The organism is Actinophytocola sp. (genome assembly GCF_035634895.1).
GTDB lineage: Bacteria > Actinomycetota > Actinomycetes > Mycobacteriales > Pseudonocardiaceae > Actinophytocola.
Map to the genome: position 1 here is coordinate 43,487 of NZ_DASQCC010000238.1, position 25,194 is coordinate 68,680.

General features: G+C 70.7%; 19 protein-coding genes. 13 read left to right on the plus strand and 6 right to left on the minus strand.

Features of this window, described 5'->3' with window-relative positions:
- From VET29_RS36775 to VET29_RS36785, 3 genes are all read right to left on the minus strand, one after another.
- Window positions 1-1,614, minus strand: coding sequence for a carboxyl transferase domain-containing protein (locus tag VET29_RS36775; protein ID WP_324929568.1), 1,614 nt, complete (start codon window positions 1,612-1,614; stop codon window positions 1-3).
- Window positions 1,615-1,663: 49 nt separating this feature from the next.
- On the minus strand, window positions 1,664-2,290 hold the full coding sequence (locus VET29_RS36780; protein WP_324929570.1) for a hypothetical protein: 627 nt from the start codon (window positions 2,288-2,290) through the stop codon (window positions 1,664-1,666).
- 167 nt (window positions 2,291-2,457) lie between these two features.
- Entirely contained in the window at window positions 2,458-3,252 is a 795-nt protein-coding gene (locus VET29_RS36785; protein ID WP_324929572.1) for an SGNH/GDSL hydrolase family protein, read from the minus strand.
- A gap of 337 nt (window positions 3,253-3,589) precedes the next feature.
- Between VET29_RS36785 and VET29_RS36790 the strand changes: the two genes are divergently transcribed.
- The 13 genes from VET29_RS36790 (at window position 3,590) to VET29_RS36850 (ending at window position 22,254) form a co-directional block, all read left to right on the plus strand.
- Window positions 3,590-4,192 (plus strand): TetR/AcrR family transcriptional regulator, encoded by a 603-nt coding sequence (locus VET29_RS36790; protein ID WP_324929574.1) that lies wholly within the window; start codon window positions 3,590-3,592, stop codon window positions 4,190-4,192.
- A 102-nt stretch (window positions 4,193-4,294) separates the two neighbouring features.
- A complete protein-coding gene (locus VET29_RS36795) occupies window positions 4,295-5,092 on the plus strand; it encodes an SAM-dependent methyltransferase (RefSeq protein ID WP_324929577.1) in 798 nt (265 codons plus the stop codon).
- Window positions 5,093-5,178: 86 nt separating this feature from the next.
- Window positions 5,179-7,218, plus strand: coding sequence for a diguanylate cyclase domain-containing protein (locus VET29_RS36800; protein WP_324929579.1), 2,040 nt, complete (start codon window positions 5,179-5,181; stop codon window positions 7,216-7,218).
- Window positions 7,219-7,256: 38 nt separating this feature from the next.
- Window positions 7,257-7,703, plus strand: a complete 447-nt coding sequence (locus tag VET29_RS36805; RefSeq protein WP_414636707.1) for a hypothetical protein — start codon at window positions 7,257-7,259, stop codon at window positions 7,701-7,703.
- A gap of 57 nt (window positions 7,704-7,760) precedes the next feature.
- Window positions 7,761-9,290, plus strand: a complete 1,530-nt coding sequence (locus VET29_RS36810) for a helix-turn-helix domain-containing protein (RefSeq protein ID WP_324929581.1) — start codon at window positions 7,761-7,763, stop codon at window positions 9,288-9,290.
- A gap of 123 nt (window positions 9,291-9,413) precedes the next feature.
- Window positions 9,414-10,529: an alanine dehydrogenase gene (ald, locus tag VET29_RS36815; RefSeq protein ID WP_324929583.1), complete on the plus strand. Its 1,116-nt coding sequence runs from the start codon at window positions 9,414-9,416 to the stop codon at window positions 10,527-10,529.
- A 668-nt stretch (window positions 10,530-11,197) separates the two neighbouring features.
- Window positions 11,198-11,347: a hypothetical protein gene (locus VET29_RS36820; protein ID WP_324929585.1), complete on the plus strand. Its 150-nt coding sequence runs from the start codon at window positions 11,198-11,200 to the stop codon at window positions 11,345-11,347.
- A 17-nt stretch (window positions 11,348-11,364) separates the two neighbouring features.
- Window positions 11,365-11,715, plus strand: a complete 351-nt coding sequence (locus VET29_RS36825) for a hypothetical protein (RefSeq protein WP_324929587.1) — start codon at window positions 11,365-11,367, stop codon at window positions 11,713-11,715.
- A gap of 77 nt (window positions 11,716-11,792) precedes the next feature.
- Complete coding sequence (locus VET29_RS36830; protein ID WP_324929588.1) at window positions 11,793-13,013, plus strand: ABC transporter ATP-binding protein; 1,221 nt, start codon at window positions 11,793-11,795, stop codon at window positions 13,011-13,013.
- Entirely contained in the window at window positions 13,013-13,897 is an 885-nt protein-coding gene (locus VET29_RS36835; RefSeq protein WP_324929590.1) for an ABC transporter permease subunit, read from the plus strand. The genes VET29_RS36830 and VET29_RS36835 overlap by 1 nt, the downstream gene beginning before the upstream one ends.
- Before the next feature lie 115 nt (window positions 13,898-14,012).
- Entirely contained in the window at window positions 14,013-17,903 is a 3,891-nt protein-coding gene (locus VET29_RS36840) for an ABC transporter ATP-binding protein (protein WP_414636708.1), read from the plus strand.
- Between the two features lie 339 nt (window positions 17,904-18,242).
- Window positions 18,243-22,073 (plus strand): multifunctional oxoglutarate decarboxylase/oxoglutarate dehydrogenase thiamine pyrophosphate-binding subunit/dihydrolipoyllysine-residue succinyltransferase subunit, encoded by a 3,831-nt coding sequence (locus VET29_RS36845; RefSeq protein WP_324929642.1) that lies wholly within the window; start codon window positions 18,243-18,245, stop codon window positions 22,071-22,073.
- Between the two features lie 4 nt (window positions 22,074-22,077).
- Window positions 22,078-22,254 carry a DUF6104 family protein gene (locus tag VET29_RS36850; RefSeq protein WP_324929593.1) on the plus strand — a complete coding sequence of 59 codons (177 nt, stop codon included), beginning with the start codon at window positions 22,078-22,080 and terminating at the stop codon, window positions 22,252-22,254.
- Between the two features lie 27 nt (window positions 22,255-22,281).
- Here the strand turns inward: VET29_RS36850 and VET29_RS36855 are convergent, their stop codons facing one another.
- The 3 genes from VET29_RS36855 to VET29_RS36865 are packed head-to-tail and all read right to left on the minus strand — an operon-like array spanning window position 22,282 to window position 25,046.
- Window positions 22,282-23,286, minus strand: coding sequence for a hypothetical protein (locus tag VET29_RS36855; protein WP_324929595.1), 1,005 nt, complete (start codon window positions 23,284-23,286; stop codon window positions 22,282-22,284).
- A gap of 60 nt (window positions 23,287-23,346) precedes the next feature.
- Window positions 23,347-23,982 (minus strand): response regulator transcription factor, encoded by a 636-nt coding sequence (locus tag VET29_RS36860; RefSeq protein ID WP_324929597.1) that lies wholly within the window; start codon window positions 23,980-23,982, stop codon window positions 23,347-23,349.
- Entirely contained in the window at window positions 23,979-25,046 is a 1,068-nt protein-coding gene (locus tag VET29_RS36865) for a sensor histidine kinase (protein WP_324929598.1), read from the minus strand. The genes VET29_RS36860 and VET29_RS36865 overlap by 4 nt, the downstream gene beginning before the upstream one ends.
- Window positions 25,047-25,194: the final 148 nt, after the last annotated feature.

Sequence of the window (25,194 nt, forward strand, 5' to 3'; positions counted from 1 at the left end):
TCACATCCTGAAGACGCCGTAGCGGACCGGTTCGAGTGGCCTGTTGGCGGCCGCGGACAACCCGAGTCCGAGCACCATGCGGGTGTCGGCCGGGTCGATCACGCCGTCGTCCCACAGGCGTGCGGTCGAGTAGTACGGGTGCCCCTGGTCCTCGTACTGCGTGCGGATGGGCGCCTTGAACGCCTCCTCGTCCGACGCGGGCCAGTCCGCACCGCGTGCCTCGAACTGGTCGCGCCGCACGGTGGCGAGCACGGACGCCGCCTGCTCGCCGCCCATCACCGAAATCCTCGCGTTGGGCCACATCCAGAGGAACCGCGGCTCGTACGCCCGCCCGCACATGGAGTAGTTGCCCGCGCCGAACGACCCGCCGATGATCACGGTGAACTTCGGCACCCGCGCGCACGCCACCGCGGTCACCATCTTGGCGCCGTGCTTGGCGATGCCGGAGACCTCGTAGTCCCGGCCCACCATGAACCCGGTGATGTTCTGCAGGAACACCAACGGAACGCTTCGCTGGTCGCACAGCTCGATGAAGTGCGCGCCCTTCACCGCGGACTCGCCGAACAGCACGCCGTTGTTCGCGATGATGCCCACCGGATGCCCGTGGACGCGGGCGAACCCCGTGACGAGCGTGGTGCCGTACTCCTTCTTGAACTCCCGGAACCGGCTGCCGTCGACGATCCGCGCGATGACCTCCCGCACGTCGTACGGGGTGCGCGAGTCGGTGGGCACCACGCCGTACAGCTCGGCCGGATCGACGGCCGGCTCCTCGGTCGCCGCGACGTCCCAGGGTCGCGGCGCGCGCGGCCCGAGCGTCGAGACGATCGACCGGACGATCCGCAACGCGTGCCCGTCGTCCTCGGCGAGGTGGTCGGTGACGCCCGACTGTCGCGAGTGGACGTCCCCGCCGCCCAGTTCCTCCGCCGTGACCACCTCTCCCGTCGCCGCCTTCACGAGCGGCGGACCGCCGAGGAAGATCGTCCCCTGGTTACGGACGATCACGGCCTCGTCACTCATCGCCGGCACGTACGCGCCGCCCGCCGTGCAGGAGCCCAGCACCGCGGCGAGCTGCGGGATGCCGCGTGCGGACATGGTGGCCTGGTTGAAGAAGATGCGCCCGAAGTGGTCGCGGTCCGGGAAGACCTCGTCCTGCCTGGGCAGGAACGCGCCGCCGGAGTCCACGAGGTACACGCACGGCAGGTTGTTGTGCAGCGCGACTTCCTGCGCACGCAGGTGCTTCTTGACGGTCATCGGGTAGTACGTGCCGCCCTTGACCGTCGCGTCGTTGGCGACGATCACGCACTCTCGGCCGGAGACGCGGCCGACCCCGGTGATGATCCCGGCGGCGGGCGCCTCGTCGTCGTACATGCCGGTCGCGGCCAGCGGCGACAGCTCGAGGAACGGTGAGCCGGGGTCGACGAGCGACTCGACCCGGTCACGGGGCAGCAGCTTGCCGCGGTCGACGTGCCGCTGCCGGGCACGCTCGCCGCCACCACGCCGGGCGGTGGCGGTACGGGCTCGCAGGTCGTCGGCGAGCGCCGTGTGTTCCTTCGTGTACCGCTGGTACGCGGGGTCACCCGGGTCGACAGAGGTACGCAGGACGGGCGCGTCCATGTCGCTCCGCTCACGTTAGCCATCGTTAACATGAGCATGTTAGCTCCGGTCAATGCACCCGTCCAGCCGGCGCCCGCGGAGTCCGCCGGACCTCCACCCAGGCTCTGGTCCGATTCTGGAGAAGCAGGCCGAGGTGCACGAACGCCGACACGATGCTCCAGGTGAGATAAACCGAAAGGATGCCGAACACCGCCTCCGGAATGTCGTCCGCGAACACCTGCGCGGCGATCACGAGCGCGACGCCGAAGAACAGGTCCCGCGCCGCGGCGCCGAGCAGCTTGCCGCGGACCGACGCGTCGCCGTCCCGCAGGCCGGTGCCGCGCCGGACCGCGACCGGCACGCTGACGATCCCGATGAGCGCGGCCAGCCCGATCGGCCCGAGCACGACGGCGGCCTCGGGCAGCGCGGGCACGGGGAAGCCGAAGTCGTCGATGTTGGCCATGACCGTGCGAAACACGCCGTAGAGCAGGAACACGGTGGCCACCGCCTCGACCACCACCCAGACCGTGGCGACCCGCACCACGGGAGGCGGTCCCCAGTGCTGTGCCGCCGGCGTGAGCCCCGGCGGCGGCGGGCCGGCCGGGTGCTTGACCCGGTACTGCAGGTAAGCGATGACGACGCCGAATATGCCGGCGAGCGAGGCCAGCATGCTCAGAATTTGACCCAAAGAGTCCATCGGAGCACTCCATCGGATGGATTGGTTTTGGCGAATTCAGTGTCGCCAGCGCTCCGAACAGGGAAAAGTGAATTAGGGCCGGTTGCCCCAAAGAACCAGAACGCCGCCCTTTGAGCCCCGGACGGGGCCCGGCCGAGCAACCGGGCGCCGTCCCTCGGCGGTGCCTGTCAGGCGACGGCCTCCAGCGCCGGGTAGTAGCCGCCGCGCTGGCCGGCCGCGTTCGGGTGGTAGGACTCGTCGATCGGCCAGGTGATGCTGTTGAGCCAGCGCGCGCCGGACGCGCAGATCTCGTGGCCGGCGAACGCCGACCGCCCGTCGACGAACGTGAAGCCGAACGCGCCGGCCCGGCCGCTGATGACCTGCGCGAGCACGTCCGACGACTGGTTGATCGCCGCCCGCTTGGTCTCGCTGAGGCCGACCGAGCAGCTGCCGCCCAGCTGGTAGATGTGCGGGTAGCCGAGCACGACGACCCGCGCGTTCGGCGCCCGGTTGCGGATCTGGGTGTAGACCGCGTCCAGCCGCGCCGGCAGCTGGTCGCGGGCGTAGGTCTGCGCCTCCTGGTTGCGGGCGACGCAGGTCGAGTCCGAGCCGAGGTTGCAGTCGGTCATGACGTCGGCGAAACCGGCGTCGTTGCCGCCGACGGAGATGGTCACGAGCGAGGTGTCCGACGTGATCGAGCCGACCTGGTTGGCCGTCACGTCCGTGGTCACGGCGCCGGAACAGGCCACGAACACGAACGCGGACGGCGCGTTCGCGTTGGCCCACAGCTGTGCGTAGGAGTTGGCACTGCGCTTGCAGCTACCGCTGCTGCCGTAGCTCCCGGCGCCGGTGCCGGAGGAGTAGGAGTCGCCGAGCGCGACGTACTTCCCAGCCTGGACAACGGGATCAGCGAGTGCCGGTGCGGCGGCGAGCACAGCGCCCGCCAGTGCGAGGGATGCGATGACGATGGAACGGAGAGGCATGGTCAACCTCCACAGCAGGGATTCCAACGCCATCATCATTACCAGTAAGTAACAAGAAAGCGAACCACCTCGTTGGTAGTTCACACTTCCCAGTTACCGCTCCCAATTGGCACAAGCAACCGCGCGAGTCCCGCGCTCACCCACACCGAGTCCCGCGTTCACGCATACCGAGTTGCGTGTTCACGCATACCGAGTTGCGGTTTCGTGCAGTCGGACAGTCGGCATGTGCACGAAACCGCAACTCGGGGTGTTTGAACGCGGGACTCGCGGTGTTTGAACGTGGGACTCGCGGGGTTGAACGTGGGAGGGGGTGTTTACGCGTCGGTATCATGGCGCGGTGTCCAGCCGTCGGGAGCAGATCCTCGCCGCAGCAGCGGGACTGTTCGCGCGGCACGGGTTCCACGGGGTCGGCATCGACGAGATCGGGGCGGCGGTGGGCGTGTCCGGGCCCGCGCTGTACCGGCACTTCCGCAGCAAGGACGCGATGCTGGGTGAGATGCTGACCTCCATCAGCGACGTCCTGCTGGCCGGCGGGCTGGAGCGGCGGGAGCGGACCGAGGAACCCGCCAAGCTGCTGGGCGAACTGGTGGCGTTCCACGTGGACTTCGCGATCGACAACCCGTCGCTGATCACCGTGCAGGAACGGAACCTCGGCAACCTCACCGACCCGGACCGCCGACGTGTGCGTGCCCTACAGCGGCGCTACGTCGAGGTGTGGGTACAGGCCATACGCGACACGACCGGAGAGCTCGACGAGCCGGCCGCCCGGGCCGCCGCGCACGCCGTCTTCGGACTGATCAACTCCACCCCGCACAGCCGCCACCTCGGCCGCGACGGCATGGCGACGATGTTGCGGGACATGGCACTCGGCGCGCTGTCCAACGCGACTGGTGAGACCACCGGCGGTACCGAACGTGGCCGGGGTTCCACGACCTCGTGAAAGATTCCAGGCTCGTGGTCCATCCGGGTGACCGGTCGACAACGATAGTCCACGTCTCGGTAGTGTCTCGGTTACCGATCGATTAAGAACAAGAGGTGGACGGTGTCACAGCAGACCAACTGGGTACCAACCTCGGTTGACCTGGAAAAACCCAGCGCGGCCAGAATCTATGACTACGTGCTCGGCGGCAACCACAACTTCACCGTCGACCGCGAGTTCGTCCGGCAGCGCGACAGGGTGGACCCGAAGTCCCGCCAGTTCGCGATCCAGAACCGCGCCTTCCTGCGCCGCGTCGTGCTGTACCTGATGGAACAGGGCATCCGCCAGTTCCTCGACCTCGGCTCCGGCATCCCCACCGTCGGCAACGTGCACGAGATCGCCCAGGCCACCGACCCGTCCACCCGCGTGGTCTACGTCGAGATCGAGCACGTCGCCGTGGCGCACAGCCAGCTCATCCTGGAGGACAACGACAACGCGGTGATGGTGCACGCCGACATCACCAAGCCGAGCCTCGTGCTGGGCGACCCGGACACCCGGGCCACGCTCGACCTCGACAAGCCGGTCGGCATCCTCGCCATCGCCATCGGCCACTACGTCCTCGACGACCCGGAGAGCGTGTTCGCGGCCTACCGCGACGCCGTGCCGCCGGGCAGCTACCTGGGGCTGTCCCACCTCACCGACGACTTCCGCGACATGACCGAGCTCACATCGGACATGCGGCAGACCCAGAACGCCGTCCGCGCGCGGACGAAGGCGGAGGTCAGCCGCCTGTTCGGCGACTGGGACGTGGTCGAGCCCGGTCTCGTGACGACGTCCCGGTGGCGCCCGGACCGCGAGACAAACCCGCAGGGAGCCGAGGAGCGTGACGGTCTGTACGCGGGAGTCGCCCGGAAGAAGTAGCGCGATCGAGTACGTCCGGGCGACGGGGTCTCCACCGCCTCCGGCATGATCGCTTCTGAGCGCAACCCTCGAAGATGGACCAGGCAATGGCCGAACCCGGTTTGATCCTCCCCCCGGTACACCGGCGGGAGGAGCTGGCGCGCAGCTGGACGCGGTCGGCCACCGCGGCGTCCTACATCCCGCGGTCGGCCGACGAGATCGAGTCGCTGCTGCTCGAGCTCGTCGACCAGCTGCTCGCGATCCTCGGCGCCGAGAGGTTCTCGATGTCGGCCGGTCTCTCGATCGGGCACCGGCTGGTCAGCGAGGGCTTCATCGACCCGACGGCGCTGACCGCGACGATCACCTCGCTCTCCGACGGCCTGCTCGCCGACCTGGCGCGGACGCCGGACAACGACCTCGCGAAGCGCACGATGTCCCTGCTGGGCGCGGTGTCCGCCGGCTACGCGGACGGGCTGCGGGCCTACACCCTCACCCAGCAGGAAGAGGTCAAACAGGCGCTGTTCAACGCGGTGCTGCGGGCCGAGCACAACCTGCGCGGCACCGAGAACCGCTTCCGCGAGGTGTTCACGTCGTCGGCGACCGGCATCGTGATCACGAACCTCGACGGCATGTGCATCGAGGCGAACCCCGCCCTCGCGGCCATCCTCGACGTCAAGCAGGACCGGCTGCCCGGGCGCGTGCTGACCGACATCTTCCAGGACGAGGTCGGCGGCGACGTGATGGCGCCCTACCGCCGCATCCTCGACGGCGAGCTGGCTCGCGTGCACGAGCATCGCAAGCTGCGCAAGGAGAACGGCGAGGTCGCGTGGGTGCTGTTCGCGATCTCGCTGCTGCGGGACGGCGCGGGCGACCCGGCGTACTTCGTCACGATGGCGCAGGACGTCACCGAGCTGCACCTGCTGCAGGACCGCCTCGGCCACCAGCTGCTGTACGACGCGCTGACCGGACTCCCGAACCGGCAGTGCTTCCGCACCAAGCTGGAGAGCGCGCTGGAGCGGGCCGAGACGGACACCACGATCACGTTGTGCTGCCTCAACCTCGACGCGTTCTCGCTGGTGAACAACAGCCTCGGGCACGCGGTCGGCGACCGTCTACTCCAGACCGTCGCGCGGCGGCTCGAGGAGGCGACCGCCAACGAGGACGCGCTCGTCGCCCGCATCGGCGGCGACGAGTTCGCGGTGCTGGTGGAGGACTCGCCGAAGACGCCGGACATCGGCGAGCTGATCGGCTCGATCACCGCGGAGCTGGAGGCCCCCGAGTACATCGACGGCCACGGCGTCGCGGTCGGCGCGAGCGTCGGCGCGGTGCGAAGACAGGCGGGCGGCGCCCTCACGGCGACGGAGCTGTTCCGCGCGGCGGACGCCGCGCTGCGCAAGGCGAAGGCGACCGGCAGGCGGCAGTGGGCCGGGTTCCACGAGGAGGAGGACCGCGCCAACGTGGAGTTCGCCCGGCTCGCCTCGTCGCTGCCAGCGGCCTGGGAGCTCGGCGAGCTGGCCGTCGAGCTCGAGCCGGTCGTGCGGCTGTCGGACCGCGAACCCGTTGGCGCGCGGGCGGTCTTCTCGTGGTCCGAGGCCGACCACGCGACCGTCCTGCGACTCGCGGAGCGCACGGGCTGGTCCGTCCACATTGGACCGTTGCTGCTACGCGAGGCATGCCGGCGGTTCGCCGGCTCACCCGGTGTGCTGCGGGTTCAGTTGACCCGCAACCAGTCCGTCGACGCCGACCTCGTGCGGGCGGTGCGCAGCGCGCTGTGGGACGGCGGGCTCGAAGCGGACCGGTTGGAGGTGTCACTCGACGCCGGCGCGTTGCACGACGAGCTGGGTGACGCGCGGGACAACCTGGAGGTGCTGAATGACATCGGTGTGCGGGTCGGCCTCTGTGGCGTCACGGGTGGTCCGCTCGACCTCGAGCTGGTGAGCACCACCGGGGTGCGGTCGGTGACGCTGTCGCCGGCCCTCGGCGCGGGTTCTCCCGTGCTGGCGGTCGAAACCGCGCGGACGGTGGAGGTGTTGTCCGCGTTCGGCGCGACGTCCTCGGTGTTGGACGTCCCGTCGGCGGACGCGGCGGACTGGTGGGCCTCGATCGGGGTGGCCACCGGACAGGGTGGAGTTTTCGTTTCCCACTGAGTTGCCCACGAGGCGCGCTCCTGTTGGAAGATGTTGTTGTGGAACCAGAGCATTCACGGGTGGTCCAGGCTGCCAGCGCCGCGCTGATCGCCATGCGGGCGGGTGTCGACGAGCCGAGCGTGCCGGGCGACGACGCCAGAGACGTGATGCTGTTGCTGTTCCACGAATGCAGCTCGATGGTCTCCGCGCTCAGCAGCGGCGGGACCGCCCCGGTGAAGATGCAGGTGTTCGACAACGCCGGCAACGAGGTCCCCATCGACGAGGCCGATCCCCCGGTCCGCACGGCCGTGCGCGTGCTGCTCGCGGAGGTCCACGGCGACAGCGAGGCGGCGCGGGCCCACATCGAGATCGCGCTGGCGTCGGCCGCTCAGGAGGAGATGGACACGCTGATGGTCCAGGCCCTCCGGTGGACGATGCGACTGTCCGAGGAGTGCCGCAACCGCGATCTCCCGATCGCCGAGTGGATCACGGCCGCGCTCTACTGACACCCCCGCCGGCCGCGTGCGCTGGTCGGCCGGCGTTCCGGCTGACACCATCTCCACGTGATCACCGTGCAGGGCGTCGTCGACCGGGTCGGGCCGACGCTTCTGCACACCCGCCTGCCCGGCACGGCCGAGCACGTCACCGACGTCGTGATCGCCGAACCGGGGGGCCGGGACCCGATCGGGCAGGGCGACCTCGTGCTCGGCGTCGGCGTGCACGGCACGAAGGACGCCGCGGAGCTGGTCCGGTACTGCGAGGGCGCGGCCGCGGTGCTGCTCAAGCCGCCGCTGCCCGGCCGCGCCGCGGTCCGCTCCGCCGCGCAGGCCGTCGGCGTCGCGCTGGTCGAGGTGAACGCGGCCGCCTCGTGGGCGCAGGTCGTGCTCCTGCTGCGGTCGGTCCTCGACGCGGACGCCGACGAGTCCGACGAGCACCACGACGCCGAGCCCGGCCTCGGCGACCTGTTCCGGCTGGCCGACGCGGCGGCCGCGGTGGTCGACGCCCCGGTCACGATCGAGGACGCCAACTCCCGCGTGCTCGCCTACTCGGCCCGCCAGGACCGCACGGACCCCGCCCGGGTGTCGACGATCATGGGCCGGCGCGTACCGGACGACGTGCTCGCCCGGTTCCGCTCGCGTGGCGTGTTCCGCGACCTGTCCCGCGGCCGGACCACGATCTTCGTGCCGCGCCAGAAGGACGGGACGCTGCCGCGGCTGATCGTGCCGATCCGGATGGGCGGCGAGCTGCTCGGTTCGATGTGGGCGGTCGTGCCGGGACCGGTGTCCGACGAGCGGGCGTCCGCGTTCGCCGACACGGCGCCGGTCGTCGCGCTGCACCTGCTGCGCCGGCGGGCCCGTGAGGACGCCGGCCGGCGGCGGTCCGCGGAGCTGGTCCGGACGGTCCTGGAGGGCACCGGCAGCGTGCGGCTGGCGGCCGCCGAGCTGGACCTGCCGGACGAGCCGCACCGCGTGGTCGCGATCGCCATCCGCACGCCGGATCCCCTTGGCGCGGAAGGCATGCGGCTCGCGCTGTGGGAGCGGATCACCGCGGGCGTCGGGCGCCGGCCCGCCGTGACGGAGCTGCGTGACGTGCTGTACGCGGTGGTCGCGGACCGCACCGGCTGGCCCGCGCTGCGGCAGGCGCTGACCGGCGAGGAGGGCCCGCTGGTCGCGGCCGGTCCCGCGGCGCCGCTGACCGAGCTGGCCGCGTCGCGTTCACTGGCCGAGGAGATGCTGAACCTGCTGCGCACGGGCCTGATCGGGGGCCCGGTGGTGAGCCACGAGGAGGCGTGGACCGTCCTGGCGCTGCATCGCTCGGCGACGGGCGCGCTGGCCTCCGGCGCCACCGACTTCGGGCCGCTGGCCGTGCTGACCGCGCACGACGAGCGGTCCGGCACGTCCTATGTGGACACGCTGTACGAGTGGCTGCGCCACCCCGGGGACCCCCGTGCGGCGAGCGGCGCGCTGCGGATCCACCCGAACACCCTGCGGTACCGGCTGGCGAAGCTCGTCGAGCTGGCGAAGGTCGACCTGGACGACCCGGACACGAGGCTGGCACTACTGGTCCAACTGGCGGCGCTCCACTGGGCCTGACTGTGCTACCAGCACTACAGCCGGGCTCATGTCTGGTGCTAGCGCCACGATGACACTTACTTATTGTTATCGCATTGTGGTGTTCGACACCAATCGGCCCAGTCGTCGGAAGGACGCTCAGCAGTGAAGATCGCGGTTCCCAAAGAGATCAAGAACCACGAGTACCGGGTCGCGCTGACCCCGGCTGGGGCGCACGAGCTGACCGCGCACGGGCACGACGTGTTCGTCGAGGCGGGCGCCGGTCTCGGGTCGGCCATCACGGACGAGGAGTACCTCGCCGCGGGCGCGAAGGTGCTGGCCACCGCCGAGGAGGTGTGGGCCGAGGGTGAGATGGTGCTGAAGGTCAAGGAGCCCATCGCGGCCGAGTACCAGTTCCTGCGCCGCGACCAGGTCCTGTTCACCTACCTGCACCTGGCCGCCGACGAGCCGCTGACCAGGGCGCTGCTCGACGCGGGCACGACGGCCATCGCGTACGAGACCGTCCAGACCAGCAACGGCGCGCTGCCGCTGCTCGCCCCCATGTCGGAGGTCGCGGGCCGGCTGGCGCCACAGGTCGGGGCGTACGCGCTGATGAAGCCGTCCGGCGGGCGGGGCGTGCTGCCCGGCGGCGTGCCGGGCGTGGCCCCGGCGCGGGTCATGGTGATCGGCGGCGGCGTCGCGGGCCTGAACGCGGCGACCATCGCGGTCGGCATGGGCGCGGACGTCGAGGTCCTGGACACCAACGTGGACAGGCTGCGCCAGATCGACGCCCAGTTCCGCGGACAGCTCAAGACCGTGGCGTCCAGCCGGTACGCCGTCGAGCAGGCCGCCCGCGAGGCCGATCTGGTCATCGGCGCCGTGCTGGTCCCAGGCGCACGGGCACCGAAGCTCATCAGCAACGAGCTGGTGGCGGACATGCGACCGGGCTCGGTACTGGTCGACATCGCGATCGACCAGGGCGGCTGCTTCGAGGACTCCCACCCCACGACCCACGCGGACCCGACCTACGAGGTCCACGGCTCGGTCTTCTACTGCGTGGCGAACATGCCGGGCGCGGTCCCCAGGACGTCGACGTACGCCCTGACCAACGTCACCCTGCCCTACGCACAGGCCCTGGCGGCCAAGGGCTGGCACGCCGCCCTGGCAACCGACCCAGCCCTGAAGCAGGGCCTGAACACCCACCAGGGCGCCCTGACCAACGCCCCTGTGGCAACAGCCCACAACTTGTCACACATCCCGTTGACCAAAATCGTCAACTAATCAACACGCGCCCAAAAGCAGAAACCCCCCACCCCAACCGAAAAGCCCCCCGACCACCCCAAAACCAGACACCCTGTCGCAAATTAGCGACAGCCAGTCCCCCGTTCCCGCGTTCCCAAGTTCCATGAACACAATGAACAGAACCGCACATCCCCGTTAGCTCCCGTTAGCAAGTAGCCCCGAGTAGCCCAAGTAGCCCGATCAGCCCAAACGAACACCCACCACGCTGGATCGGAACCAATCCGCACCGTGGGGGTCTGGGGGTCGCCCCCCCGGAAGAAACACGGGAACGGGGAAGACGCCAGTCGAACAGGGGTTTTGAGGGCGGCCCGCTCAACCAGCCTGGGGGTCACTGGGAGCGGGCCGCCAAGTGCAGTTTAAGCGCATCCGGTCCAGGGTGGTGCAATCGGGGGTGGGTGAGTCGTAAAAGTTCTCGATTCAGCCCCTACCCGACACAGCGGGCGCACAAGGATCACCCGCCGCGACCGCCACTACTCGCACTGCGACGTTCACTCCACGGCGCGCTCGATCGAGTGAGAAACGCGGCAATGGAGTGAAGTCCGTCGTTACCACTTCGGTCCTTCCTTTCCATGACCGATGCCGTATCGGTGACTGAACCCCGATGGTCCGTCAGATGCATAGACCCCTTCGGCCGCGACCGGGCGTTGATGGTCCTCGTCGAAAGCGAGCGGGTGGTGCTCGTCCCACCGCCAGGCGCCGCCGCGGTGCTGTCCGCGCAGCAGGCCAGGGGCCTGGGCCGGGCGCTCGACCAGGTCGCCGACCGCTCCGTCGAGCACCCGGATCGCCAGGTCGGGTGAACCCAGTGGTCCCCGGGATGGATGACACCCGCCGTGCCGTACTGAACCGGCTGGCCGCCGTGGACAAGGCGGCCGGCCAGGGCGATCCCGCCAAGCTGCTCCCGTTGGCCCGCGCCGAACTGCGCCGGCTGGCCGACGGCTGGCGCCGGCTGCTGAGCACACACGACGCCGATCCGGACGGCCGCTGCGCGGGCTGCCGCTCCGGCGGCCGCGCCAGGCGCTGGCCGTGCCAGGTGTGGCGTGCCGCCCACGAGCACCTGATCGACGAGGGCGTCCCGCACCGGCGCCGCACCCACCCGCTGCGCAACCCCTTCAGCCGGTTGACACCCGCCGATCCCCCTGGCCGGGTAAACACTCGGACCCGTTAGGACCGTTCGCCACAAACCCACCACCGCCATGGGGCAAGATGGCCCGCACGAACCCGCAGGCGAGGCATGGAGGGCACGTGCAGGACGGCAGCGGCCGCATCGTGGTGCAGAACCTGACCAAGCACTTCGGTCAGGTCGCCGCGGTACAGAACCTCAGTTTCAACGTGGAACCCGGGACGGTGACCGGCTTCCTCGGCCCGAACGGTTCCGGCAAGACGACCACACTGCGCATGCTGCTCGGCCTCGTGCGCCCGACGTCCGGCTGGGCGACGATCAACGGCGAGCCGTTCAACCGGCTCGGCAACCCCGCCCGCATCGTCGGCGGCGTGCTGGAGGCGCAGGGCTTCCACCCCGGCCGCACCGCGCGCGACCACCTCCGGGTGTACACGGCCGCCATGGGCGTGCACGACCAGCGGGCGGACGAGGTGCTGAACCTCGTCGGCCTCGCCGCGGCCGGCAACCGGGCCGCCGGCGGCTTCTCGCTGGGGATGAAGCAGCGCCTCGCGCTCGCGACCGCGCTGCTCGGCGACCCGCAGGTGCTGGTCCTCGACGAGCCGGCGAACGGCCTCGACCCGGAGGGCATCGCCTGGCTGCGCGCGTTCCTGAAGGCGTTCGCGCAGAGCGGTCGCACGGTGCTGATCTCCAGCCACCTGCTGGCCGAGGTCGAGCAGACGATCGACCAGGTGGTGATCATCAGCCGGGGCCAGACCATGTACTACGGGTCGCTCGACGAGCTGCGGAGCTCCCAGCAGAGCCGGGTCATCGTGCAGCCGGCCGACCCGCAGCGGCTGGCGGTCGCGCTGCGGGAAGCGAAGATCACCAACGTGTCGCCGACGCCGGACGGCAAGCTCGCCGTGGTCGGCGCGACGATCCAGCAGGTCGGCGACGTCGCGGCGCAGGCGGGTATCGCGCTGTACGGCGTGCACGAGGAGCGGGCGGACCTGGAGCAGCTGTTCTTCCGGCTGACCGCGGGCCAGTACACCGGGCAGATGCCGTACGCCCAGGCGCCACCACAGGGTCCGGCTCCTGGCTGGGGTGCGCCGCCGCCCGGTCAGCAGTCCGGCTACCACCAGCAGCCCGGCTACCCGCCGCAGCAGGGCTACCCACCGCAGGGGTACCCGCCCGGCGGCTACCAGCAGGCGCCCCCGCCGCAGCAGGGTGGCTACCAGCAGCAGCCCTCCGGTGGCTGGCAGCAGCCGCCGACCGGTTGGGAGGCGCCGCCGCAGGCCCCGCCACCACCCGACACGCCCCCGCCCGGCCCGGGTGCCAGCGGCGGCTCGGACGGGGGTAACAACTGATGGGCAACCTGATCAGGGCGGAGTTCCGCAAGATCCTCACCACCAAGATGTGGTGGGCGCTGCTGATCCCGGCCGTCGGCCTGGCGCTGGGCTGGGCGTGGCTGGCCGCGAAGTTCTTCACCGACGTCGGCGACGCGATCGAGGACGCGCTGAACAGCGGCGGCATCAGCAACGCCGAGCTGTCCCTGTCGTCGCTGGCGCTGACCAGGGCGATGAACTTCGCGTCGCTGTTCCCCATGGTGTTCGGCGCCCTGGCACTGGCGAGCGAGCTGAACCGGAAGACGATCACGACGAGCTTCCTGACCGCGCCGAGCCGCGCGACGGTGCTGGGCGCGAAGGCGATCGTGTACACGATGTGGGGCCTGGTCTACGGCGTCGTCGTGGCGCTGGCGGCGAGCCTGGGCATCGTGCTGGGGACCACCGGCAAGCTGCCGGACGCGAGTGACTGGCTGATCATCCTGTTCACCGGCATCCTGTCGTGCCTGCTGTGGACACTGCTGGGCATGGGGGTGGGCGCCCTGCTGGGCTCGCCGGTGGCGGCACTGCTGGTGCTGCTGCTGTACGCGGGGTTGATCGGGCCGATCGCGGAGGTGCTGATCACGGCACAGAACCCGGACCTGCACCTCGCCGGGGTGATGCCGAACGGCTCGGCCAACGGCCTGACGGGGTCGACGGCGGCGCAGCTGCTGTACGACCAGATCCAGGGCATCGTCGGCGGCAACCCGACCCCGAGCGAGCGGGACCAGTTCGACGTCATCGCCCGCGCCGGCGCCGGCGCGCCCGGCGCGTTCTCGATGTGGATCAGCGGCCTGATCTTCCTGGCCTGGACGGCGGTCTTCTTCGTCGGCGGCCTGCTCCGCAACAACAACCGCGACATCACCTGACAACCACCACCGCGAGTCCCGCGTTCGAACACATCGAACTGCGGATTCGTGCAGGTCCCGGCCCGGACCGTGTGCACGAAACCGCAACTCGGTATGTGTGAACGCGGGACTCGCTATGTCTGAACGCGGGACTCGCGCGGGGGTGGGCGCGCCTAGTGTGGGGGACGTGTCCGACTCCTCCCCCGGCTGGATCCGCCGGCTGAGTGCCGCCTGTTGGCGGCACCGGCGGCTCGTCGTGTTGTCCATGACCTCCTCGGTGATCGGCGTCGGCTTCCAGGCCGCGGGGCCGGTGCTGGTGAAGCTGGTCGTCGACGACGCGGTGGCCGGGACCACGTCCCGGCTCGTGTGGCTGGTCGCCGCGCTGATCCTGATGGAGCTGTCGACGTTCGTGACCGCGTTCGTGCGCCGCTACCTCGGGGGGCGGCTCGCACTGGACGTGCAGCACGACCTGCGTCAGCAGGTCTTCTCCGCCGTCCAGCGGCTCGACGGGGCGAAGCAGGACACCCTGCGCACCGGCCAGGTGGTCTCGCGGTCGATCACGGACCTGCAGGTCGTGCAGGGCCTGCTGATGATCCTCCCGCTCTCGGTCGGCACGATCGTGTTCGCGTTCGCGGCGTTCGCGGCCATGCTGTGGCTCTCCCCGCTGCTGACGCTGATCGCGCTGGTGGTCATGCCGGTGGTGGCCGTGGTCGCCGTCCGCAGCCGCCAGGTGCTGTTCCCCGCCTCCTGGTCGGCACAGCAACGCGCGGCCGACCTCGCCCAGCACGTCGAGGAGACGATCACGGGCGTCCGCGTGGTCAAGGGCTTCGGCCAGGAGATGCGGGAGATCAACCGCCTCGACCGGGCGGCACGCACGCTGTTCGGCGAGCGGATGCGCACGGCGAAGCTGACCTCCCGCCCGGCCGCCACGCTCGTCGCCATGCCGGCCGCCGGCCAGGTCGCGGTCCTCCTGGTCGGCGGGTTCATGGCCATGAACGGCCAGGTCACGCTCGGCACGTTCCTCGCGTTCGCCAGCTACGTGGCAAACCTCGTCGGGCCCACCCGGCTGATGTCGAGCCTGCTGGTCAACGTGCAGCTGGCGCGGGCCGGCGTGGAGCGGGTCTACGAGCTGATCGACTCCCACCCGACGGTCGTCGACGCCCCCGACGCGATCGACGTGCCGGCGGGCCCGGCCGGGATCCGCCTGGAGAACGTCCGCTTCGGCTACACCCGCAGCGAGCCGGTGCTGGACGGCGTCTCCTTCGAGGTCCGGCCGGGCGAGACGCTCGCGCTGGTCGGCACCGCGGGGTCCGGCAAGTCGACCGTGTCCCTGCTCCTACCCCGCTTCTACGACGTGCACGAGGGCTCGATCTCGGTGGCGGGCGTGGACATCCGCGACCTGCGGCTGGCCTCGCTGCGCGGCACCGTCGGCGTCGTGTTCGAGGAGGCCTTCCTCTTCTCGGACACCGTGCGCACCAACATCGCCTACGGCCGCCCCGACGCGACCGACGAGGAGATCGCGGCGGCGGCGCGGGGCGCGCAGGCCGACGCGTTCATCACCGCGCTCCCGGACGGCTACGACACGGTGGTCGGCGAGCGCGGGCTGACGCTGTCGGGCGGCCAGCGGCAGCGGGTGGCGCTCGCGCGGGCGCTGCTGTCGGACCCGAGGGTGCTGGTGCTCGACGACGCGACGTCCGCGGTGGACACGGCGACCGAGGCCGCCATCCACGACACGCTCCGGGCCGTCACCCAGGACCGCACGACGCTGCTGATCGCGCACCGCCGGTCGACGCTGGCGCTGGCGGACCGGATCGCGGTGCTCGACCACGGCAAGGTGGTCGACATCGGCACGCACGAGGAGCTGACCGAGCGATGCGAGCTGTACCGGGCGCTGCTGGCCGGCCCTGGTGAGGCCATCGAGGACATGTCCCGGGGGCGGGCCGTGCTGGTGCCCGGCCCCGAGGGCTGGACACCGGAGCTGTGGCCGGCGGAGGTCGAGGAGCCGACCGCGACCACGCGCGCACCGGAGGTCACGATCGGCGCGCCGGCCCGCGGCGGCGCCGCGGGTGGGCGGATCGGGGCGATGAACGGCGCGCCGCCGACGCCGGAGCTGATGGCTCGGGTGGCCGCGCTGCCGCCGGCGACCGAGAAGCCGGAGCTGCGGGACGAGGACCCGACGGCGCCCGACCCCGGCTTCCGGCTGCGCCGCCTGCTGAAGCCGGTGCGCCTCATGCTGGCCGTCGTGGCCGGGCTGGTGATCACCGACGCGGTGCTCTCGATGGCGGTGCCGCTGCTGGTCCAGCGTGGTGTCGACGACGGCGTGCTCACCCACAACGCCACCGCGCTGTGGGTGGTGACGGCGATCGCGGCGGTGCTGGTGTGCCTGAGCTTCGCGGACAACGCGGTGAACACGATCCTGACCGCGCGGGTGGGTGAGCGGCTGCTCTACCTGCTGCGGGTGCGCAGCTATGCCCACCTGCAGCGGCTCGGGCTCGACTACTTCGAGCGCGAGATGGCCGGCCGGATCATGACCCGCATGACCACGGACGTGGACGCCCTGTCGACGTTCCTGCAGACCGGGCTGGTCAGCGCGCTCGCGAGCGTGCTGACGGTCGTGACGATCACGGGGGCGCTCGTGATCACCGACCCGGGGCTCGCGATGGTGGCGCTGTCCGTGCTGCCGGTGCTGATCATCGCGACGGTGATCTTCCAGCGACTCTCCACCGCGGCCTACACGCAGGCGCGCGAGCAGGTCAGCGCCGTGAACGCGGACATGCAGGAGAACGTGTCGGGCATCCGGGTGGCGCAGGCCTTCACGCGGGAGGAGCGGTCGGCGCGGGAGTTCGCGGCACGCAGCGACACCTACCGCCGCACCCGGTTGCGGGCCCAGCGGTACGTGGCGACCTACTTCCCGTTCGTCGCGCTGTTGGCCGGCGTCGCGCAGGCGTCGGTGCTGGTCGTCGGCGCGCAGCGGGTGGCGACCGGCGACCTGCCGGTCGGCGTGCTGCTCGCGTTCATGCTGTACCTCAACCTGTTCTTCGCCCCGGTCCAGCAGCTGTCCGGCGTGTTCGACGGCTACCAGCAGGCCCGCGTCGGGCTGCGGCGGATCGCCGACCTGCTGCGCACGCCCAGCTCGATCGAGCCGCCGGCCCAGCCCGTGCCGGTGCCCGAGAAGCTGGCGGGCGAGGTGGAACTGCGGGACGTCACGTTCACCTACCCGGGCACCGACCGCCCGGCGGTGACCGGCCTGAACCTGCGGGTGTCGCCGGGCGAGACGGTGGCGCTGGTGGGTGCCACGGGCGCCGGCAAGTCCACGGTCGTGAAGCTGGTCGCGCGGTTCTACGACCCGACCGAGGGCCGGGTCCTGGTCGACGGCGTGGACCTGCGGGACTTCGACCCGTCGGAGTTCCGCAGGCGGCTGGGTGTCGTCCCCCAGGAGGCGCACCTGTTCAGCGGCGACGTGGCGAGCAACGTCGGCTACGGCGCCACGTCGGACCTGGACACCGTCGGCACCAACGGCGACCGGGCGATCATCGAGTCGGCCGTCCGGTCGGTCGGCGCGCTGCCGATGGTGGCCGACCTGCCGGGCGGTTTCCGCCAGCAGGTCGGCGAGCGCGGGCAGGGCCTGTCCGCCGGCCAGCGGCAGCTGATCGCGCTGGCCAGGGCCGAGCTGGTGCGCCCGGACGTCCTGCTGCTCGACGAGGCCACCGCGGCACTGGACCCGGCCACGGAGGCGGTGGTCCTGGCCGCGAGCGAACACCTTGCCGCGCCGCGGACCACGTTCGTGGTGGCCCACCGCCTGGCGACCGCGGCCAGGGCCGACCGGATCGTGGTCATGGACGGCGGCCGCGTGGTCGAGGAGGGCGGCCACGACGCCCTCCTCGCCGCCGGCGGGTACTACGCGAACCTGTGGCGGCACGGCACCGCCGAGTACGGGAACGGCACTCACGCCCAGGAGACCGGCAGCGACACCCTCAACGACGCCGGCTCCGGGCGGAGGGAAGTGCCTGACCATTCAGCGCTGTGAACCGACCGTCCACCGATCAACCACCTGGCCCGCCCCGGCGGTGTCGAGGTCGGTGGACCGTCTGTCCCATGTGTCGGGACCAACAGGTGAGGGATTCACCACAGTCAACGGTGGCGAACAGGATGAACCCGACACGCGAAACTTCTGCCGGACCGAATGCTGAACCACTGCGAGACAATGCGAGTATCACCACCAGCAGCACCCGGGGGGCACATTCGATCACCTATGTGACCTGCGGTCCTTTGCCGAGTCAGCACCACGTCACTCGCGCGGGGGACTAGCCTGAAGGTGCAGTCCGTACCACTAACAGATCGAGATAGATAGAGGCGAGTGCCTGCCGTGTCCAGCAGCAGCCCTGCGTCGCAGTTCGGCCCCAACGAGTGGCTCGTAGAAGAGATGTACGAGCAGTTCCTAGCTGACCCGTCGTCAGTGGACTCAGCGTGGCATGACTTCTTCGCCGACTACAAGCCGACACAGCGCGTGGCGAACCAGGCCGCGGGCGAGACGAAGAGCGACACCGGCGCCACGAAGACCGCGACGGTGGCCAAGCCCGCGAAGCCGGCGACGACTGCGCCCCCGGCGAACGAGACCAACGGCCAGGTGCGGACCGCACCGAAGGCCGAACCGAAGCCCGCGCCCAAGCCCGCCGCCAAGCCGGCGGCGAATACCGACGCCAGGCCCGCGCCCGCGAAGTCCGCCCCGGCCAAGACCGAGACGAAGACCGACGCGAAGACCGACGCGAAGACCGGTGCGAAGACCGGTGCGGCGACCGGTGCGAAGACCGACGCGAAGCCGGCCGCGGCCAGGGCCGACGCGAAGACCGACGGCGAGGAGGTCAGGCAGCTGCGTGGCGCGGCCGCCCTCATCGCCAAGAACATGGACATCTCGCTGACCATCCCGACCGCGACGAGCGTGCGGGCCGTGCCGGCGAAGCTGCTGTTCGACAACCGCATCGTGATCAACAACCACCTGAAGCGCACGCGTGGTGGCAAGGTCTCGTTCACGCACCTGATCGGGTACGCCCTGATCCGGGCGCTGCGTGACTACCCGAACATGAACCGGCACTACGCCGAGGTCAACAGCAAGCCGAACATCGTCACGCCGGAGCACGTCAACCTCGGCCTGGCCATCGACCTGCCGACCAAGGACGGCGGCCGCACACTGGTCGTCGCGTCCATCAAGAACTGCGAGGGCATGAACTTCGCGCGGTTCTGGCAGGCCTACGAGGACATCATCCGCAAGGCCCGCACCGGCGCGCTGACCGCGGACGACTTCGCCGGCACCACGATCTCCCTCACCAACCCGGGGACCATCGGCACCAACCACTCGATGCCGCGCCTGACCAAGGGCCAGGGCGCGATCATCGGCGTCGGCGCCATGGAGTACCCGGCGCAGTACCAGGGCACGAGCGAGAAGACCCTCACCGAGCTGGCCGTCAGCAAGATCATCACGCTGACCTCCACCTACGACCACCGGATCATCCAGGGCGCCGAGTCCGGCGAGTTCCTGCGCAGCGTGCACCGGCTGCTGCTGGGCGAGGACAACTTCTACGACGACATCTTCACGTCGCTGCGCCTGCCGTACGAGCCGGTCCGCTGGGTCGAGGACATCCCAGAGGGCGCGATCGACAAGACCACCCGCGTCATCGGCCTCGTCGACACCTACCGCACCCGCGGCCACCTGATGGCCGACGTCGACCCGCTGAACTACCGCCAGCGCAAGCACGAGGACCTCGACATCCTGTCCCACGGCCTCACCCTGTGGGACCTGGACCGCGAGTTCCCGGTCGGCGGCTTCGCCGGCAAGGAGCGGATGAAGCTGCGGGACGTGCTGGGCGTGCTGCGGGACAGCTACTGCCGCACGGTCGGCGTCGAGTACACCTACATCCTCGACCCGACCGAGCGCCGCTGGATCCAGCAGCGCGTGGAGGTCCCGCACGCGAAGCCCGCGCAGGCCGTGCAGAAGTACATCCTGTCGAAGCTGAACGCGGCCGAGGCCTTCGAGACGTTCCTGCAGACCAAGTACGTCGGCCAGAAGCGGTTCTCGCTCGAGGGCGGCGAGTCGGTCATCGCGCTGCTCGACACGATCCTCGACAAGGCGGCCGAGTACGAGCTGGACGAGGTCGTCATCGGCATGCCGCACCGCGGCCGCCTGAACGTGCTGGCCAACATCGTCGGCAAGCCGATCTCCCAGATCTTCCAGGAGTTCGAGGGCAACCTCGACCCCGGCCAGGCGCACGGCTCCGGCGACGTGAAGTACCACCTCGGCGCGGAGGGCAAGTACTTCCGCATGTTCGGTGACGGCGAGACCAAGGTCACGCTGACCGCGAACCCGTCGCACCTGGAGACCGTCGACCCCGTCCTGGAGGGCATCGTCCGCGCCAAGCAGGACCTGCTCGACAAGGGCCACGGCGGCTTCACGGTCCTGCCGGTCGCCCTGCACGGCGACGCGGCGTTCGCGGGCCAGGGCGTGGTGGCGGAGACGCTGAACCTGGCGCTGCTGCGTGGTTACCGCACCGGCGGCACCGTCCACGTGATCATCAACAACCAGGTCGGCTTCACGACCGCGCCGGAGCACTCGCGCTCGTCGCAGTACGCGACCGACGTCGCGAAGATGATCCAGGCGCCGGTGTTCCACGTGAACGGCGACGACCCCGAGGCGTGCTACTGGGTTGCGCAGCTGGCCATGGACTACCGCCAGGCGTTCAACAAGGACGTCGTGATCGACATGGTGTGCTACCGCCGCCGCGGACACAACGAGGGCGACGACCCCTCGATGACGCAGCCGGCGATGTACGACATCATCGACACGAAGCGCAGCGTCCGCAAGACCTACACCGAGGCCCTGATCGGCCGCGGCGACATCTCGGTCGACGAGGCGGAGAAGGCGCTGCGGGACTTCTCGTCCCAGCTGGAGCACGTCTTCAACGAGGTGCGCGAGCTGGAGAAGCACCCGGTCGCGCCGAGCCCGTCCGTCGAGTCGGAGCAGCAGGTCCCGGCGAAGCTGTCGACGAACATCTCCCGCGAGACGCTGGAGAGGATCGCCGACGCGCACGTCAACCTCCCGCCGGGCTTCACCCCGCACCCCCGTGTCAAGCCGGTGCTGGAGCGCCGCGCGAAGATGGCACGCGACGGCCACATCGACTGGGCGTTCGGCGAGCTGCTGGCGTTCGGCTCGCTGAACCTGGAGGGCCACCTGGTCCGCCTGGCCGGGCAGGACTCGCGGCGCGGCACGTTCGTCCAGCGGCACGCGGTGATCGTGGACCGCAAGACGGGCAAGGAGTACGTCCCGCTGCAGAACCTGTCCGACGAGCAGGGCAAGTTCCTGGCCTACGACTCGGCGCTGTCCGAGTACGCCGCGGTCGGCTTCGAGTACGGCTACTCGGTCGCGAACCCGGACGCGCTCGTGCTGTGGGAGGCCCAGTTCGGTGACTTCGTCAACGGCGCCCAGTCGGTCATCGACGAGTACATCTCGTCGTCGGAGGCCAAGTGGGGCCAGCGTTCGGACGTCGTCATGCTGCTCCCGCACGGCCACGAGGGCCAGGGCCCGGACCACACGTCGGGCCGCATCGAGCGCTGGCTCCAGCTGTGCGCCGAGGGCTCGATGACCGTGGCGGTCCCGTCGACGCCGGCGAACTACTTCCACCTGCTGCGCCGCCACGCGCTCGACGGCGTGCAGCGGCCGCTGGTCGTGTTCACGCCGAAGTCCATGCTGCGCAACAAGGCCGCGGTCAGCGGGGTGGCGGACTTCGTCGAGGAGTCCAGGTTCAGCCCGATCATCGACGACCCGACCAGCCCCGACCCGGACAAGGTCACCAAGCTGTTGCTGGTGTCCGGCAAGCTGTACTACGAGCTGGCCGCGGAGCGGGAGAACCGGGGCGGCGTCGACGACACGGCGATCGTCCGGGTCGAGCAGCTGTACCCGGTCCCGGTGAAGCGGATCGGCGCGATCCTCGAGAAGTACAGCGGTGTGGAAGAGGTCCGCTGGGTGCAGGAGGAGCCGGCGAACCAGGGCGCGTGGCCGTTCTACGGCCTGCACCTGCGGGAGCTGTACCCCGACCTGCCCAGGCTGGTCCGCGTGTCCCGCCGCGTGATGGCCGCCCCGTCGGCCGGCTCCGGCAAGGTCCACGAGGTCGAGCAGCGCGAGATCATCGAGAAGGCGTTCAGCTGAGGCGATGTACTTCACCGACCGAGGCCTGGAGGAGCTCGAGGAGCGACGCGGCGACGAGGAGGTCACGCTGGCCTGGCTGGCCGCCAAGCTGCGTGGCTTCGTCGACGCCAACCCCGAGTTCGAGAATGCCGTAGAACGCCTGGCCACCTACCTGGCAAGGGACGACGAGGACGACGAGTGACCGAGGCGGCCCCGGATCGGGGCCGCCTCAGCGTTCTTCGGGGAACATCGCGGGGTCGCCTTCCCGGCGCAGTGCAGTCAGGTCACCGGGGAAGCCGGTGACCTCCCGGCGGCGGTCGAGTTCGGCCCAGTACCCGGGTTCGAAGTAGACCTCCCACTCGCCGACCGCGGACGTGAGGTCGCGGCGGTGGCCCACGAACAGGACGTGGTCGGCGATGTCGGCCATGGTCAGGCCCGGGTCGACGCCGGGCGGGAGGCTGCCCAGCTCCGTGATCGGCAGGCGGCCGTAGGCCGAGTGGCGGGTCGGCACGACGCTCGGCCGGGGCCAGCCGGCCACACACCGCTCGGCCTGGGCGGTCATGGCCATCGCGTGGGTGTGCACGACGCTGACCGAACCCGGGTACGCCTGTTCGACCAGCACCGGCACGTTCCGGAACGGCAGGTTGCGGAAGAAGTGCCACCCGCCGCCGACCGTGAGGCAGCGGCGGCCCTTGCCGAGCACCTCCCGGGTGATCACGTCCGCCCAGCACTCGTCGCGCCGCATCAGGAAGGTGTCCAGGTCCTCGCGGGTGTGAACCCGCGTCCAGTCGACCGGCGGGTCGGCGAGGAGCACCCGCAACGACCGTCCCGCGAACAGGTTCAGCGCCCTGGCCAGGCTCAGGACGCGGAAGTGGACCGGCACGTCACCGGTGTCGAGTGGACTCTGTGTGGTGTCCCGCCAGATCCGCTGGAGGTCCGACTTCCTGACCACGCCGCCGCTGACGTACTCGTCCGCCACGTCCTGGTACCGCGAGTTGCCCAGCTCGATCACGACCGCGTCGAAGCCCGGCCGGAACATGGCGACGGCCAGGAGGTCCCAGCAGTCCTGCAGGTGGTGCGCACCCTCGTTGACCGCCACCACCGGCGTGTCCGCGAAAAGTGACAGGAGACCGTCCACTCCCGATCGTGACCCGGTTCCGGGTCGCAGGGCCGGGGCGGCGGCCAGCCCCGCCAGTGCCCCGCCGAGCACCGTGCGGCGTTGTATCGAAGTCATGTCCGACAGGTTCGCCACCCGGGCCCGCCGGCCGCGACGGGCGAACGTCGAGCACTCGTGTCATCCGGTCGACGGACACTCGATCAACTGGCGGGCCAGGGCCGCGGTGACGGCGGCCGTACGGTCGCCGACCTCCAGCTTGGCGAACACGCGGGTCAGGTACGTCTTGACGGTCGCCTCCGAGACGGCGAGGGCCGCGGCGATGTCCCGGTTCGTGGCGCCGGTCGCGACGAGCGTCAGCACCGCCCGCTCCCGCTCGGACAGCGACGCCGGCCGGACCGTGTGCTGCTGGCGGACGAGCTTCGTGGCCACCGACGGCGCCAGCACGGCCTCGCCGGCGTGCGCGCGGCGGATCGCGTCGAGCAGGCCCGCGCGCGGGATGTCCTTGAGCACGTACCCGATCGCGCCGGCGGCCATCGCGCGGGTGATGTCGGCGTCGGAGTCGTACGTGGTGAGGACCAGCACCCGAGGCGGCGGGGACAGCGCGGTGATCCGCTCGGTCGCGCTCGCCCCGTCCACACCGGGCATGCGCAGGTCCATCAGCACGACGTCGGGGCGAAGCGCCGCGGCCAGCCGCACGGCCGCCGCGCCGTCCGCCGCCGCGCCGACGACCGCGATGTCCTCGTGCGGTTCGAGGATCGCGGCGATGCCGTCGCGGATCACGGCGTGGTCGTCGACGACGAGAACGCGGATCACGAGTCCTCCAGGGTGGCCGTGACCGTGGTGCCGGCGCCGGGCGCGCTGGTGACCGACAGCGTGCCACCGACCGACGCGACCCGTTCGCGCATGGTCGCCAGCCCGAACCCACCCTCCACACTCGCGGGGTCGAACCCGCGGCCGTCGTCCCGCACGACCAGCCGCAGCGCCGCGGCCTCGTACTCGGCGGTCACCGTCACCTCGGTGGCGCCGGCATGCTTGGCGGCGTTCGCCAGCGCCTCCTGCACGACCCGCAACGCCACGACCTCCACCGACGGGTGGCAGGCGCGGACCGTCCCCCGCACCACGCAGCGGTCGCACAGCCGCCGCAAGGCGTCGACGAGCGACGTGCCGGCCAGCGGCTCGGGTCGCAGCGCCGCCACCGCGCGCCGGGTGTCCACCAGGCAGGCGCCCGCGGTCTCGCGTGCGCGGGTCACCAGCTGCGCCGCCCTGCCGTCGAGGTACTGCTCGGCGGCCTCCAGCTGCAGCACCACCCCGGCCAGTCCCTGCGCGAGCGTGTCGTGCAGCTCGTGCGCGAGCCGCTGCCGTTCCTCCGCCCGGCCGGCCAGCACGCTCTGCCGGTTCAGCGCCCGCACGGCGCCGGCGGTGCACAGCGCCGTCAGCACCGGCAACGCGATCCCGACCACCGCGAAGTACGCGGGGCCGAACCGGATGGTCGCGCCCGGCTGCCAGCCGACGCCGGCGAGGATCGCCTGGACCACCGGCCGTGCGAGGTACGGCGTGCCGGTCGCGACCACCCCGGTCACGATCGCGGCCCACCGCGGCAGCCGGACGAACGCCAGCGGGAGCAGCCCGAACGCGACCGCGGCAAAGGTCGGGAACAGCGTCGTCAGCAGCCCCACGGCCAGGCCGGCGGCGAGGAAGTAGCCGATGCCCTGCCGGGGCCGGGCGACGAGGTCCACGCCGCCGAGCACCGCGACCGCCGCCCCGGCCACGAGCCGGTCCGTGCCCGCCGGGAACGACACGGCCGTCGCGACGAACGCGATCACCAGCGTCACCAGGTACAGGTCGTGCAGGGCACGTGCCCACCGATCAGATCTCACGCCCCGAGTAAACCCCAGAGCCGACGTTCGCTCCGCAAGCTCCGCCCAGAGCCGACGTTCGCTCCGCAAGCTCCGCCCAGAGCCGACGTTCGCTCCGCAAGCTCCGCTCAGAGCCGACGTTCGCTCCGCAAGCTCCGCTCAGAGCCGA